Genomic DNA, 13,756 nt, shown 5'->3' with positions numbered 1-13,756 from the left:
GAGCCCTCATGAGCGTGCCCGCCGCAGCCTGATATAGAGCGCGCCCGAGCCGCCATGGTTGCGGGCGGCATGGTCGTGGCTGGAGACCAGCGGCCGGAACGCCGGTGTCGACAGCCAGGCCGGCACGGCGCGCCGCAGGACGCCATCGCCGCCCGAGGACGACCCCTTGCCTGTGATGACCAGCACATAGCGGACGCCGCCGGCATGCGCCCGGTGCAGGAACGAGAACAGCAGCGAATAGGCCTCGTCCTGCGTCATGCCATGCAGGTCGACGCGGCCCTCGATCGGCAGCCGGCCTTTTTGCAACTTGTCCAGCGTCGGCTCATCGAGTCGGTGCGTGACATGCTGGACCTTCGGTTTTGCCGCGCCCGACGCGTTGGCAACGGGCTGGGCCGGTTGCGACGGCGTCGGCCTAGCATCGACGGCCAAATCTGGAATGTCGACGGCGGCACGACCCTTGAGCGGCTTGGCGGTGCGCGCCACCAGGCTCCACAGCACCCGGTCATCCTCGCTGAGTTTATCCGGGCGCCTGCTCATTTTGCGCCCCCGGCCAGCGCGCGTGGCACCAGCGCGTAAAAATCGGCGGCGTTGCGCACCACCCCGGCGATCTCGCCAGCGGCGTCGCCCGAGCCGGCGAACAGGTCGCCGCGCGCCGGCCCGGTGATGGCCGAGCCGGTGTCCTGCGCGATCATCAGCCGCCGGAACGGGCTTTTGTCGAAGGCGGCAAGCGTCGGCGCGTCGATGTAAAAAGGCGTGCCGAATGTGTGCAGCAGCCGGTCGACGGCCATCGAGCGGCCCGGCGTCAGCGGCACCTTGGCGGCCGCGATCGGCCCCAGCGCGGCGTCGTCCACCGCGGCCTCGCGAAAGAAGATATAGGAGCGGTTCTGCCACAGGATGTCGTCGACCCGCTCCGGATGCGCCTTGAACCAGCCGCGGATCGACTGCATCGTCACCTCGGCGAGCGGGATTTCCCCCAGCTCGCTCAGGATTTTGCCCGGCCCGGTGAAACGCTGGCCGGATTTGGCGGCGTAGGTGACGCGGCAAAGCCGGCCATCGGTCATGGCAAGCCGCGCCGCGCCTTGCACATGGATGAAAAAGGCGTCGACCTTGTCGGCCAGCCAGGCGATCTCCAGTCCCTGGCCGGCGAGCGCGCCGCGCTCGATCGCGCCACGGTCGGGATATTCGGTCAGCCCGTCGGCGGTCCGGCGGGCGAAGGCAAGGTAAGGATCCATCCCGGCGGGCCGGTTGGCGTCGTCGACATCGACGAGGTCGGCCGGACGCGACAGCAGCGGCACGGCAAAATGCTCGCTCCGTACCGGCGAGGCCTCGACTTGAGGCTCGTAGAAGCCGGTGACGAGGCCGGCGCCGGTCTCCGGCCGGACCAGCATGGGCACGAAATGGCGCTCGAAGAAGGCGCGGGCCTCGGATCGGTTCGCCGGCGCGGCGCCGCGCGCTTGCTCATAGGCCTCGGCGAAGGCGCCGAAATCGACACCCAGCGCACCGCTGCGATAGGCTTTTACCGGCACATGGAAGGCGGAGCGGGCAAAGGCCTCGAAGGCCGGCAGATGGTCGTCGTCACCCCAACCGGGCAGGTCGCCGAAGGATCTTTCAACAAAGAGGGGCGACAGCGACACCGGAGCCCGCCTGTTCCGGACTCAGTCTTCTTCTTCGGTGGCGACGAGCTTCCAGTTCGGATCGCGTGAGCGCGTGTCGCGGGCGAAAGTCCAGACATCCTTGACCTCGGCCACCGTTTCGGGGTCGCCGTCGATGACCGTGCCGGCCTGGTCGCGCGTCGCCGAGATCAGTTCGCTGATGATGCGCAGCGTCACATGCGCCTCGCCGCCCTTCATCTCGGCCGAGACGATGTCGGCCTTGTCGATGCCGACGAAGGAGGACTGGATTTTTTCCGACTTGGCCTCGCGCTCGCCGATCGCCGCGACGAAGCCGTCATAAACCTCGCGCGACAGAAGGTTCTTCAGCGTTTTGCGGTCGCCGTCGGCATAGGCCATGACGATCATCTCATAGGCCATCTTGGCGCCGTCGACGAACCCCTTGGGGTCGAAGGACGGATCATTGTCCTTGATCGCGCGCAGGCCTTTGTTGAGATCGGTGTCGGGCTTGGCGAAGGCGTCGATGGCCGTATAGGTGTCTGCCGGCGCCGGTTCCCCGGGCGCCCGCTTGCGCGGCAGCGAAACCACGTTTTCGGGCTTCTGCGTGGCGTCCTTGTCGGTGCGCGCCGCCGTATAGGGATCGAAGGGCGGCCGCTCGCTACCGGTCCGACGGCCCAGCACGTTGCGCAGCTGGAAGAAGATCACCACCGCCGCGATCAGGAAGAAAATCGTGCCGAAGTCGAAGAAGCCCATATTTTCCGCCAATCAATCCCTGCCTCTAGGCCGGACCGTCCCAGCCGACAGGCCGCGGTCGCATAGCGTTCACCATTCAAAGCATATAGAACGCAAGGCGCAATCATTCAAATCAAAGGCAGGCATACCTATCTAACAGCCTCCGTGCCAGCGGCGATTGGTCGCCGGCGGGACAAAACAATCGAATGGTCGGTAAAGACTTGCGCATTTCGCTGCTTCCCTTCTTTCTCCTCGCGCTGCCGTTGCTGGAAATCGCCGGTTTCGTCGTCGTCGGCCGTGAGGTCGGCGCGCTGGCCACGGTCGGCCTGGTGCTGGCATCGAGCTTCGCCGGCGTGCTTTTGCTGCGCCACCAGGGTTTCGGCGTCATGACCCGCATCCGCGCCGAGATGGCTGCCGGCCGCGACCCCAGCGGCCAGCTCGCCCATGGCGCCATGATCTTGGTCGCGGCGATCCTTTTGATCATCCCCGGCTTCATCACCGACATCATCGGCCTGCTCCTGTTCCTGCCGCCGGTGCGCGACCTTGCCTGGAGCAGGCTGAAAGGCCGCATCGTCGTGGCCACCGATTTCCCCACCGGCGGCTTCCGCCGCCAGCGCGACAAGGTCATCGACCTCGAAGACGGCGACTATTCGCGCGAGGACGATCTCAAGCGCGGCCCGGACCACAACTCGCCGTGGCGGCGGCTGAAGGACGATTGAGGCTTCTCTTCGTCATCCTGGGGCGGAGCAAGGAGCGGAGCTGCGCGCCTGCTTCGCCCGGGGATGACGACGCGACAAGCAAGGCGGCAAACCTTGTCTTGTCATGCCGGCCATGGTAGCGAACGCCCGATTTCAATTCGGTCAGCCCCGATTATTCGGTGAGCGAGACTGCACAGGGGAAAAAGGATATCGGCTCATGGCCAGCAATGATGACGCGCCGGTCGGCGCCAACGGCAACGGCAACGCGACGCAGCCCTCGCTCAACGTCCTGGCCCAGTATGTCAAGGACCTGTCCTTCGAAAGCCCCGGCGCGCCGAATTCGCTGCGCGGCCGCGACAAGGCGCCCGGCATCGCCATCAACGTCAACGTTAACGCCAACCCGCTCTCCGACAAGCAGTTCGACGTCAACCTGACGCTGAACGCCAAGGCCTCCTTCGACCAGGAAGTGCTGTTCAACGTCGAGCTGGTCTATGGCGGCGTCTTCGCCATTTCGGGCTTCCCGCAGGAGCACATGCTGCCGATCCTGTTCATCGAATGCCCGCGCCTTCTGTTCCCCTTCGCCCGCCAGATCATTGCCGAGGCGACGCGCAATGGCGGCTTCCCGCCGCTGATGCTCGACCCGATCGATTTCGCGCAGATGTTCCAGCAGAAGATCGCCGAGGACCAGGCCGCATCGCAGACCAAGGTGAGCTGAGGCTCGGCTTAAACGGATGTCTCGAAAAACCCGGCCTCGTGCCGGGTTTTTTGTTGGCGTAGGCTTGGCGTCGCCCTGGCGCCACCGCCTCCCTCTTCGTCATCCTATGGCGGAGCAAGGAGCGAAGCGACGCGGCGCAGACCATAGGTCCATGCCGGGACTCCCGAGCGTTGCCACGGTCCAGAATCTGCTCCGCTGCACTCCACGGCTGAGGTCGCGGCATGGATCCTCGGGTCTGCGCGTCCGCTTCGCTACCGCTCCGCCCGTGGATGACGAAGGAGAGGCCGTGGAGCGTCCCCTGTCAGCCCTGCGGAGCGCCGCACAACTCCTGCGGATTCCAGAACATTTCGCCACGTTACCCCGCTTTATCATTCCCTCTCGGCAATGGCGCCCCGGCGGTCGCAGCCGCCCCCGCATTGGCGAGCCTGTGATGACCGCCGGGCACTTGTGGGCGGCATGCACCAACAAAAGAGGGAACGACGATGAAATTCATGCTGACCGACCGCAAGCTTCACCCGCGGGCCAAACCCGTCGCCGACGATTTCAGGACCGGCGGCATCAGCCGCCGCGAATATCTGGCGCTGATGGCCGGGCTCGGCGTCAGCGCCGCCGGCGCTTTTGCCCTCGGCGGCATCGCCGCGGCCCCGGCCCGCGCCGCCGAGTCGAAGAAGGGCGGAACCTTGCGCGTCGCCATGAACGTCAAGGGTTTCAAGGACCCGCGCACCTTCGACGGCGTCGAAATGTCCAACGTCGCGCGCCACTGCAACGAATATCTGGTGCGCTGGAACACCGATTTTTCGTTCGAGCCCTGGCTGCTGGAAAAATGGGAGATGAGCGATGACGCCAGGACGCTGACGCTGCATGTGCGCAAGGGCATCACCTGGTCAAACGGGGATGCCTTCAATGCCGACGATGTCGTCCACAACCTCACCCGCTGGTGCGAGGCCGGCGTTGCCGGCAATTCGGTCGCCGCACGCATGGGCGCGCTGGTCAATGCCGACACCAAGAAGGTGGTCGATGGCGGTATCGAGAAGGTCGGCGATTTCACCATAAAGCTCAATTTGCCAAAACCCGACATTTCGCTGATCGCCGGCATGGCCGACTATCCCGCGCTGATCATGCACCGCTCCTATGATGGCGACGGCGACCCGATGAAGGCTCTGGCGATCACCACGGGTCCCTGCGAGCTGGTCAAATGGGACGCAGAGACGGGCGCCGAGGTGAAGCGCAAGGACAAGCCGTGGTGGAAGGGCGAGTTCTACCTCGACGGCATCCAGTGGATCGACTACGGCTCCGACCCCAACGCCATGCTGTCGGCCTTCGAATCCGGCGAGATCGACACCGACCACGAGACCGCTTCCGACGCCGTCTCGCAGACCGACAAGATGGGGCTGAAGAATTCCGAGATCGCCACGGGGTCCACCATCGTCGCCCGCTTCAATGTCGGCAATCCGCCCTATGACGACATCAAGGTCCGCCGCGCCGCCCAGCTCGCCGTCGACAATGCGGCCGTGCTGGCGCTCGGCCTCGGCGGCCGCGGCAAGCCCGCCGACAACCACCATGTCGGCCCCATGCACCCCGAATATGCCGATATCGGCCCGGCCAAGCGCGACATGGACGAGGCCAAGAAGCTGCTGGCCGAGAGCGGCAAGGCCGACCATGAATACGACCTCATCTCGGTCGACGTCGAATGGCAGAAGAGCACCGGCGACGCGATCGCCGCGCAGATGCGCGAGGCTGGCCTCAAGATCAAGCGAACCGTGCTGCCCGCCGCCACCTTCTGGAACGACTGGAGCAAATACCCCTTCTCCTGCACCGAATGGCTCGGCCGCCCGCTCGGCGTCCAGGTGCTGGCGCTGGCGTATAAATCGGGTGCGGCCTGGAACGAGAGCGCCTATGCCAGCAAGGAGTTCGACGAGCTCCTCGACAAGGCGCTGGCCATGCCCGACCCCAAGGCGCGCAAGGAGATCATGGCCGGCATCGAGAAGAATCTGCGCGACAGCGGCGTCATCATCCAGCCCTACTGGCGCTCGGTCTACCGCACCTACCGCAAAGGCATAGAAGGCTGCGAACAGCACCAGGCGCTGGAGCAGCATTTCGAGAAGGTCTGGATTGAAAGCTGACGCGGGCGCGGCGCCGACCCTGGACGTCGCGCGCCGACGCAGTTCTTCCTGTCGCGGACGGGGGCTGATCTCGACGTACCAGCTGCCGCCCGGCCCTCGGCAGCGTCCAGATCCAACTGGCGCCAGATCCAACTGGCGAAGGTCAGCACCGGGAATCCCGAGCGATGCGGAGCGCCCTTGGTTCACCTATCGTCCGGGGAAAATGGCCGGCGCGCATGCCGGTGAGACAATTGCCTGAGCCCGCGCCGGCCACTAGCGACCTGATGAAGGTCCGCCGCCCGATTTGTGTACCGGGCCTATCCCGCGCGATCAACCGAGCCGGGCAGTTGGTATGAATTCGTACCAATCCGGGATTTATCGCGCGACCGGCGGCGACAGGCTTACCCGTCCCGGGAAACGGCGAACGTCTTTAGTGTGGGCAGACCGACACCGGACACGCGACAGCCGTCACGGCCGAAAGCTTCTCGCGCTTGCTCAGCGTCGGCTTTGCGTAGGTCTTTTTCATGGATTAGTCCCCAATTGGCCCGCGCCCGATGACGCACATGATATCAATACGAGGCGGCCGTGGTTCGGGGCGGACTGTTACCATTGCCAGGTCGGCGCCGCCCCTCACTGTCCTGCCGGACATCTCTCCCCGTAAACGGGGCGAGAGGGGCTGGCCGCAACGCCGGCGCCGTTTTTTGCAACTTTGGCGACTGGCGAAAGCCGCCACGACAGCGTCCCTCGCCCCGTTTACGGGGAGAGGATGCCGGCAGGCAGGTGAGGGGCGGCGCCAGCGCCCGAAACAGGCGGTCCCGCTCACCGCGCAGGCTTCACCAGCGTCCAGATCCAGCCGGCGAAGGTCAGCACCAGGAAGGGATAGCCGGCCGCCGGCAGCGGCGAGGAGGTCGGCAGCAGGGGCGTGCCCCACAGCACCATGCCCGCAGAGGCGAAGAACAGCGCGGCGGCAACGAATGCGGTGAACCGCATCCACAGCGCGAAAGTGCTGGGCACACTGACCATGATGAGGGCGGCCGCCCACAGCGCGATGCCGCCGACATAGGAAGGCACGCTGGCCTGCAGCCCCGCCGCGTTGCCGGCCAAAAGCAGGCTTTCGCCGGCAAGGAAAGTCAGGAAGCCGGCGGCGACGCAGTCATTGCCGAGCCGCTGGTATTTCATGGTGAGCAGCGCGGTGGCCACGACGATGCCCACGCCGTCGATCGTCCACAGGGATTCGCGGAGTGGAGCGCTTGCGACGAAGGTGCCGGCAAGGCCGAAGATGCCGCCGATGGCGAGGCCGAGACAGGCGATGGTGTCTGAGGTGGAGCGCATGTGAGGTCTCCCCAAGCCGGGAAAAGAATACGCTAAGGCGCAGACAAGGTGAAGCACGGCGATGCAACCGGACCGCGGTGCTGCGCTTGCAAATCGTGTAGCGTCATACCGCATTTGTGTGTTGTAACCTTTTGTGGCTTCTGAGTCGTGCGTACAAGCCATCTGGCAGTGGCTTTGGCCCAAACGAGAGTAGAAACTCACTCATGCTGAAAGTGCTTCAGGACGAACATCGTAAGAACTTCTGGAATTTGCTCGCAAGCATTTCGGCCACCCGTAAGGCAAAAGCGCTAGGGGAGGTTCCTTCAGCCAGCGCCACCAACCTCCTTCATTTCTATGCCGCAGAGGTCGGCCTGAAGTACCTCTTGAGTAAAAGTGCAAAAATACCATTTCGACATGAAATCACTGGAAAGGTCGAACATGTCGAATTTTTTAGCCATAGAATCGTAGATATGATTGCCCGTTTGAAGGTGCCGGCGGCTAGAGTTCCTGCGCCACCTAAAGCGACCTTTAGGTGTGTGCCTGGCTTTAACGATGGTACTGGGGGGCAGCGATTTTCGCTAGGCGAAGCTCATGAGGCTTGGAGATATGGGTTAACAATCGACGTCGCTGATGAAGTCAATATTACTGGCTATCTGGCACATGTTACCGCGTACTTAGAGAAGGAATTGCCCAAATGATTGTGCGCGACTCTTTGCGGGTAGCCGAACTGATTTCTTGGGTGGATGTTGCAAGGAGATTGTACAGCATTGATCCCATAGGTGGTCCGTTGTCCCCGCCCAACGGGCTGATTTCTACATCTGCTTATTGGAGCGGATTGGAAGTCGTCATCACGCGAGATGCTGACGAAACCGCAATGCGTGATTGGCTCAAAGCAGTGTTCGGCAGTTGGTTGAATGTCGCCGACGGGCACGAAATGCGCATAGAGCTTTCGGCGCCGCATGGCATGGAAACGCTCCCGGTAGTTATTGTTCGGAGCCAAGAAACCCAATCTACAAAAAAAACCTTTGAGCCGAGTGCCGCCCTTAATGGGGAGCGGTATTTTGATATCGACTTCCCGCCCCGAACAGACAAAGGCGGGCCACCGATATTCGCGTTCCACAGTGTCAAGGGCGGTGTTGGAAGGACAACTACGGCGTTGGCGTTTTCACTCGAATTGGCAAAAGAGAATACTGGGCCCGTCTTGCTAGTGGATGCTGACTTCGAGGCTCCGGGAGTCAGTTTTCTGCTCCAGAGCAGAAAGGCTGGCTTTACGATCTCGTTGGAAGACTTGCTAGCGCTTGCTCATGCTGATCGATCTGATGGTTTTGAAGCTACTATCGACTTCGTTGCAACACGAATGGTCGACCAACTGGTAAATGGAATCTATGTGTTGCCTGTTAAGCGCCTGCTTGACGACCTGTCTGGTTTTGCTATCCGGCCCGAAAATTTGCAAGCCGCTCGCAGCGACGACCCCTTCGTCGTGCCGGACTTGGTCCGCGATCTTGCAAAGCGTTTAGGTTGCCAAGCGGCAGTCGTGGATCTGCGCGCAGGTTTGGTAGATGTCTCGATCCAGTTTCTCGCCGATCCATCTGTTGACCGAGTTTTCGTCTCGAGCACTTCCGGACAATCCGTAGCGGCGCTAACGAGTATGATGCGGACGCTCGGAATGCTCGAAGAACAGACTGGCGTCCCAGGACGTCAACCGTTCGTATTGTTTAATCAGCTTCCGATAGCACGTTTTGGGGATTTTAAATATCGCGGTGATCTGGCAGGGCAGCTCACGTTAAGGGCGGCTGAGGATTTCCCTTCCTTTGCCGATAATGACTATACAGAGGCGAGCCCTGTCGCGGTCGGATTTATTCCGCATCTAGCCGAACTTATAGGCATGTCAGGCGAATGGGATACTTTCGTAAGAGAGCTTTCTGCATCTAGCTTTCTCCCGCAGCTCAAATCTGAAATGGCAAATTGGTCAGGATGGGAAGCGTTCAATGACTCCGGTCGACAACAGCCGATAGCTGCTGCGCCACCGCAAGACGCGGACAAACGGTGTCGGAAATTAGAAGAATTTGCTTTCAAGTTGACGTTTGCAGAGACTGCTGATGAGCTTGCGACGCCGCTTGTGACTCCACCCCTTGAGAGGCTTGCTACCGACTTCTTGAGTCAGCCGCCCGTGGTGGTCGTCGAGGGAGCCAAGGGAACGGGAAAGACGCTCACAGCACGGTTCCTCTTGGAGCGCGGAAGCTGGAAAGCCGCAGTAGCAGCCTTACAAACCACAAATCAGAGTTCGTTCGATGGTCCATTCATACCCATGTTCGGTTCTCTTACCAGCGACAAGATTACGTCGCTTGTTGCCGACGGAAGGACTCGAGCCAGTGGGGGGCTCGAAGGTGGCAAGCCTTCAACGCTGTCTGAAACAACACAGGCAATTCGCGGCCAACTGGTATCTTCGCCACAAACCAGTTGGCTAGATTTTTGGCTGTCGCAAATAGCAGGCTCCGCAGGGTTCCACGGCGGAGGGGCTTGGTCTAATTTTATTGCGGCAGCAAAGAAGTCGGCGGTCCGGCCAGTCGTGCTGATAGAAGGGCTTGAGGAAGTTCTCACTGATCCGTTCAACCGGCCGAACGAGGCTGCGGCTCTTGCTTCACTTCTGGTAGACGTACCATTGAGGCTGAGGGAGGAGGCGGGCCGACCGGTCGGTTACATTGCGTTCGTGCGTGCAGACATGATTCAAGCCGCGATCACTCAGAATGCAGCGCAGTTCCGTGCAGTCTTTTCTAACTATGCTCTAACTTGGCGCGACATCGATATAAAAGAATTGGTAGTGTGGTTAGTTAGCAACAGTGGAGCGATCCCAGGTCTATGGGCCGGTGACTGGCGACTTTCCCACTCCTCACCTGAGTTGCAAGAAAACGACCTGCGGCGCATATGGGGAATGAAATTGGGCCGGGACGACAGCCGCGAAGCGAGGACGACTGAATGGGTTATTTCCGTGCTCACGGACCTTACTGGTCGACTCACCGCTCGCGACCTTGTTCGCTTCGTTAGTGAAGCGGCTAAGCATTCACGAGGAATAAGGCTTGAAGATAGGCTATTGGCTGCGTCTGCGCTGAAAACCGCAGTCGACTTTACGAGCGAAAAGAAGGTGGAGGAGTACCCGAAAGAGGTAACGCAACTTGAGGTTATCTTCGATAAATTCAAGAAAGCACCTGGTTTTGTTACACCATTCACACGCATAGAAGCGCAGACGGTCGGGTTGTCTGATGCCGACTTGGAGAGCTTGGAGAAGTACGGAGTCGCCTATCAAGAGGACGGGCGCTTCGAAGTCCCAGAATTGTTTAGAATCGGCCTTCAGATGAGGCGTGGCGGGGCTAGGCCAAACATCATTAGTTTGACTAGGCGAGCACGTGAACGAGCGCGGGCGTGATCGCAGAGCCGCTTCGAGTCCGCCCCCTCAATCGCCCATCTTCAGCGCCTGAATAAACGCCTCCTGCGGGATATCCACCTTCCCAAATTGCCGCATCCGCTTCTTGCCTTCTTTCTGCTTGTCCAGCAGCTTGCGTTTGCGCGAGACGTCGCCGCCGTAGCATTTCGCCGTGACGTCCTTGCGCAAGGCCGAGATGGTTTCCCGCGCGATGACCTTGCCGCCGATGGCGGCCTGGATCGGGATCTTGAAGAGGTGGTGCGGGATCAGTTCCTTCAGCTTCTCGCACATCTGCCGGCCGCGCTTTTCGGCCGCCGTGCGGTGCACCAGCATCGACAGCGCGTCGACCGGCTCCTCGTTGACCAGGATCGACATTTTCACCAGGTCGCCCTCGCGGTAGTCGGTCAGGTGATAGTCGAACGATGCGTAGCCTTTTGAGATCGACTTCAGCCGGTCATAGAAATCGAAGACGACTTCGTTGAGCGGCAGGTCGTAGGTCAGCATGGCGCGTTTGCCGACATAGGAGAGGTCGGCCTGGATGCCGCGCCGGTCCTGGCAGAGTTTCAATATGCCGCCGAGATAGTCGTCGGGGGTCAGGATGGTGGCGCGGATCCATGGCTCCTCGATCGCGGAGATCTTCACCACGTCGGGCATGTCGGCCGGGTTGTGCAGTTCCTTCACCGAGCCGTCATTGAGGAGCAGCCGGTAGACGACCGATGGCGCGGTGGCGATCAGGTCGAGGTTGAACTCGCGCTCCAGCCGCTCCTGGATGATTTCCAGATGCAAGAGGCCCAGGAAGCCGCAGCGATAGCCGAAACCGAGCGCGGCACTGGTTTCCATTTCATAGGAGAAAGAAGCATCGTTGAGGCGCAGTTTGCCGACGGCGGCGCGCAGGTCCTCGAAATCGGCGGCGTCGACCGGGAACAGGCCGCAGAACACCACCGGCTGCGCCGGCTTGAAGCCGGGCAGCGCATGCGCGGTCTGCCGCTTGTCCTCGGTGATGGTGTCGCCGACGCGGGTGTCGGCCACTTCCTTGATCGAGCCGGTGAAGAAACCGAACTCGCCGGGGCAGAGCTCCTCGACATTGATGCGGGCCGGCGTGAACACGCCGGTGCGCTCGACCAGGTATTTGGCGCCCGTGCCCATCATGCGGATGGTCTGGCCCTTCTTCAGCACGCCGTCGATGATGCGCACCAGCACGATGACGCCGAGATAGGCGTCGTACCAGCTGTCGACCAGCATCGCCTTCAGGGGGGCTGCGGCATCGCCCTCGCGCGGCGGCGGCAATTGGTGGACGATGGCTTCCAGCACGTCGGGAATGCCGAGGCCTGTCTTGGCCGAGATCAGCACGGCGCCCGAGGCGTCGATGCCGATCACCTCCTCGACCTGCTCGCGGATGCGCTCGGGCTCGGCGGCGGGCAGGTCGACCTTGTTCAGCACCACGACGATCTCGTGGTTGTTGTCGATCGCCTGGTAGACATTGGCGAGCGTCTGCGCCTCGACGCCCTGGGAGGCGTCGACGACCAGCAGCGAGCCCTCGCAGGCGGCGAGCGACCGCGACACTTCATAGGCGAAGTCGACATGGCCGGGCGTGTCGATCAGGTTGAGGATATAGTCCTCGCCATTGTTGGCGCGGTATTTTAGCCGCACCGTCTGCGCCTTGATGGTGATGCCGCGCTCGCGCTCGATGTCCATCGAGTCCAGCACCTGCTCCTTCATGTCGCGCAACTCCAGCCCGCCGGTGGACTGGATCAGGCGGTCGGCAAGCGTGGATTTGCCATGGTCGATATGGGCGACGATGGAAAAATTGCGGATGTGGTCGAGGGGCGTGCTCATGCCGCGCGCTTTAGCAGGGGCGGCAATCGGCGGCAAGGCTTGCGGCGTAAGGGCTGCCTTGCGGGTCACAAAGCGGCGACATCGGCCAAAAAACCGGGAAAAACCGGCCCGCGGCGAAGAATGCGTAAACTTTGATCGATCACATTAGACCTTGGTTTGCCGCCTGTATGGTAAATGAACGAACGCTAATGTCTGTTGGGGGTCGAAATGTTCAGGGTTTTGCGCGGCTTTGCCCGCTCCCGCAGCGGGTCGATGATGCCGCTCTTCCTGGTGATGCTGATGCCGCTGATCGCGGCCGTCGGCTTCTCGGTCGACTATACAAGCGCGGTCCAGACCAAGTCCAACCAGCAGCAGGCGCTGGATGCCGCGATCCTGACGATCACCACCATGGACACCACGGCGACACTTTCGCAGCGCCAGACGATGCTGCAGGATTCCTTCATAGCCAATGGCGGACAAGGCACCGCGACGCTGACCAACTTCGTGGGTGGCACCGCCACCAGCGCCACCACCGCGCAGGCCACGGCAAGTTTCGCCATGCCGACCGTCTTCATGACCATCGCCAGGATTGACACCGTACCGATCGCCGTGGCCTCGGCGGTCAGCAAGCCGCCGGCGCTGGTCAAGGCGGACTTCAAGGTCACCGGAGTGTCGGGCTACTGGAACAAGACGATGACGCTCTACGGTACGCAGTTCGGCGCGACGGTGGCCAAGCCGCTGATGACGATCGACTACGTCTATGGCAAGACCGGAGACCCGAAGGGCTATGGCACCACCACCACCAGCATCCTTACGACTGATTCAACCGGCAAGACCGTCGCCACGGTGGCCCAGACGCAGGTCTGCAAGCTCGCCGGCTCCAACCCGCCCGCCGGTGCGGTGATCCAGACCGACAAGTTTCTGACGAAATTTTACTGTGTCGACACGATGTATCCCGCCAATGGCACCGGCGCGTCCATCGATGTCAGCCAGATGGGTGGCCTCAGTCTGCAGATGTATGTGCCATCAGGGAACCCGCAATACCTCAAGTCGAATGATCCGGCCACCTCCAACCGGCTCTACAGCGGGATCAAGGATCCACAGACCGGCAATACCAACTACACAGAAACCGCGACCGGCCAGGTCGTCGACATCTTCGGCCTCGTACCTTGCGGCTCGACAGCCTATCAGGCCTGGGAAGACGGTGGCAACTCGGTTCCGGCGCCTGTCGGCAACGCCGACTTCTTCTACAACGTCACCGGCAAATGCGACTTCAACAAGCGCCCCTCGGACACTGCGCTGACGCAGTGATGTAGACGCGTCTTCCTTCTCCCACGGGGCAGAAGGGAAAA

Annotated in this window: 11 protein-coding genes; 6 read left to right on the top strand and 5 right to left on the bottom strand. The window is 61.8% G+C overall.

Annotation, left to right across the window (positions count from 1 at the left end):
• Nucleotides 1-6: 6 nt before the first annotated feature.
• The 3 genes from FJ960_RS18055 to FJ960_RS18045 are packed head-to-tail and all read right to left on the bottom strand — an operon-like array spanning nucleotide 7 to nucleotide 2,363.
• The gene (locus FJ960_RS18055) at nucleotides 7-537 is read right to left on the bottom strand and encodes a Smr/MutS family protein (RefSeq protein WP_140715760.1); all 531 of its coding nucleotides are present in this window, start codon (nucleotides 535-537) and stop codon (nucleotides 7-9) included.
• Complete coding sequence (locus FJ960_RS18050) at nucleotides 534-1,634, bottom strand: murein transglycosylase A (protein ID WP_140715758.1); 1,101 nt, start codon at nucleotides 1,632-1,634, stop codon at nucleotides 534-536. Before FJ960_RS18050 ends, FJ960_RS18055 begins: the two co-directional genes overlap by 4 nt.
• Nucleotides 1,635-1,655: 21 nt before the next feature.
• On the bottom strand, nucleotides 1,656-2,363 hold the full coding sequence (locus FJ960_RS18045) for a Tim44/TimA family putative adaptor protein (protein ID WP_140715808.1): 708 nt from the start codon (nucleotides 2,361-2,363) through the stop codon (nucleotides 1,656-1,658).
• Between the two features lie 200 nt (nucleotides 2,364-2,563).
• Between FJ960_RS18045 and FJ960_RS18040 the strand changes: the two genes are divergently transcribed.
• The 3 genes from FJ960_RS18040 (at nucleotide 2,564) to FJ960_RS18030 (ending at nucleotide 5,878) form a co-directional block, all read left to right on the top strand.
• Nucleotides 2,564-3,061: an FxsA family protein gene (locus tag FJ960_RS18040; protein ID WP_140715806.1), complete on the top strand. Its 498-nt coding sequence runs from the start codon at nucleotides 2,564-2,566 to the stop codon at nucleotides 3,059-3,061.
• A gap of 196 nt (nucleotides 3,062-3,257) precedes the next feature.
• Nucleotides 3,258-3,755: a protein-export chaperone SecB gene (secB, locus tag FJ960_RS18035; RefSeq protein WP_027145705.1), complete on the top strand. Its 498-nt coding sequence runs from the start codon at nucleotides 3,258-3,260 to the stop codon at nucleotides 3,753-3,755.
• Between the two features lie 482 nt (nucleotides 3,756-4,237).
• Nucleotides 4,238-5,878: an ABC transporter substrate-binding protein gene (locus tag FJ960_RS18030; protein ID WP_140715756.1), complete on the top strand. Its 1,641-nt coding sequence runs from the start codon at nucleotides 4,238-4,240 to the stop codon at nucleotides 5,876-5,878.
• A gap of 798 nt (nucleotides 5,879-6,676) precedes the next feature.
• On the opposite strand, the gene FJ960_RS29530 is transcribed toward FJ960_RS18030, so the two are convergent.
• Nucleotides 6,677-7,189, bottom strand: coding sequence for a hypothetical protein (locus FJ960_RS29530; protein WP_181174264.1), 513 nt, complete (start codon nucleotides 7,187-7,189; stop codon nucleotides 6,677-6,679).
• A gap of 203 nt (nucleotides 7,190-7,392) precedes the next feature.
• On the opposite strand from FJ960_RS29530, the gene FJ960_RS18015 reads away from it, so the two are divergent.
• Both FJ960_RS18015 and FJ960_RS18010 read left to right on the top strand, forming a co-directional pair.
• Nucleotides 7,393-7,866, top strand: a complete 474-nt coding sequence (locus tag FJ960_RS18015; RefSeq protein WP_140715754.1) for a hypothetical protein — start codon at nucleotides 7,393-7,395, stop codon at nucleotides 7,864-7,866.
• On the top strand, nucleotides 7,863-10,592 hold the full coding sequence (locus tag FJ960_RS18010; RefSeq protein WP_140715752.1) for a hypothetical protein: 2,730 nt from the start codon (nucleotides 7,863-7,865) through the stop codon (nucleotides 10,590-10,592). Before FJ960_RS18015 ends, FJ960_RS18010 begins: the two co-directional genes overlap by 4 nt.
• A gap of 27 nt (nucleotides 10,593-10,619) precedes the next feature.
• Here FJ960_RS18010 and lepA read toward each other — a convergent pair whose 3' ends face one another.
• On the bottom strand, nucleotides 10,620-12,425 hold the full coding sequence (gene lepA / locus FJ960_RS18005; RefSeq protein ID WP_140715750.1) for a translation elongation factor 4: 1,806 nt from the start codon (nucleotides 12,423-12,425) through the stop codon (nucleotides 10,620-10,622).
• A gap of 207 nt (nucleotides 12,426-12,632) precedes the next feature.
• On the opposite strand from lepA, the gene FJ960_RS18000 reads away from it, so the two are divergent.
• Nucleotides 12,633-13,715, top strand: a complete 1,083-nt coding sequence (locus tag FJ960_RS18000; RefSeq protein WP_140715748.1) for a TadE/TadG family type IV pilus assembly protein — start codon at nucleotides 12,633-12,635, stop codon at nucleotides 13,713-13,715.
• Nucleotides 13,716-13,756 lie beyond the last annotated feature (41 nt).

It is taken from the genome of Mesorhizobium sp. B2-3-11, assembly GCF_006442215.1.
GTDB lineage: Bacteria > Pseudomonadota > Alphaproteobacteria > Rhizobiales > Rhizobiaceae > Mesorhizobium > Mesorhizobium salmacidum.
This window is presented reverse-complemented; position numbering and strand designations above follow the sequence as displayed.

Bases quoted from the DNA above. Each gene is read 5' to 3' on its own strand.
- FJ960_RS18055 (WP_140715760.1), bottom strand. From the start codon at position 537: ATGAGCAGGCGCCCGGATAAACTCAGCGAGGATGACCGGGTGCTGTGG.
- FJ960_RS18045 (WP_140715808.1), bottom strand. From the start codon at position 2,363: ATGGGCTTCTTCGACTTCGGCACGATTTTCTTCCTGATCGCGGCGGTG.
- secB (WP_027145705.1), top strand. From the start codon at position 3,258: ATGGCCAGCAATGATGACGCGCCGGTCGGCGCCAACGGCAACGGCAAC.
- FJ960_RS18030 (WP_140715756.1), top strand. From the start codon at position 4,238: ATGAAATTCATGCTGACCGACCGCAAGCTTCACCCGCGGGCCAAACCC.
- FJ960_RS29530 (WP_181174264.1), bottom strand. From the start codon at position 7,189: ATGCGCTCCACCTCAGACACCATCGCCTGTCTCGGCCTCGCCATCGGC.
- FJ960_RS18015 (WP_140715754.1), top strand. From the start codon at position 7,393: ATGCTGAAAGTGCTTCAGGACGAACATCGTAAGAACTTCTGGAATTTG.
- FJ960_RS18010 (WP_140715752.1), top strand. From the start codon at position 7,863: ATGATTGTGCGCGACTCTTTGCGGGTAGCCGAACTGATTTCTTGGGTG.
- lepA (WP_140715750.1), bottom strand. From the start codon at position 12,425: ATGAGCACGCCCCTCGACCACATCCGCAATTTTTCCATCGTCGCCCAT.
- FJ960_RS18000 (WP_140715748.1), top strand. From the start codon at position 12,633: ATGTTCAGGGTTTTGCGCGGCTTTGCCCGCTCCCGCAGCGGGTCGATG.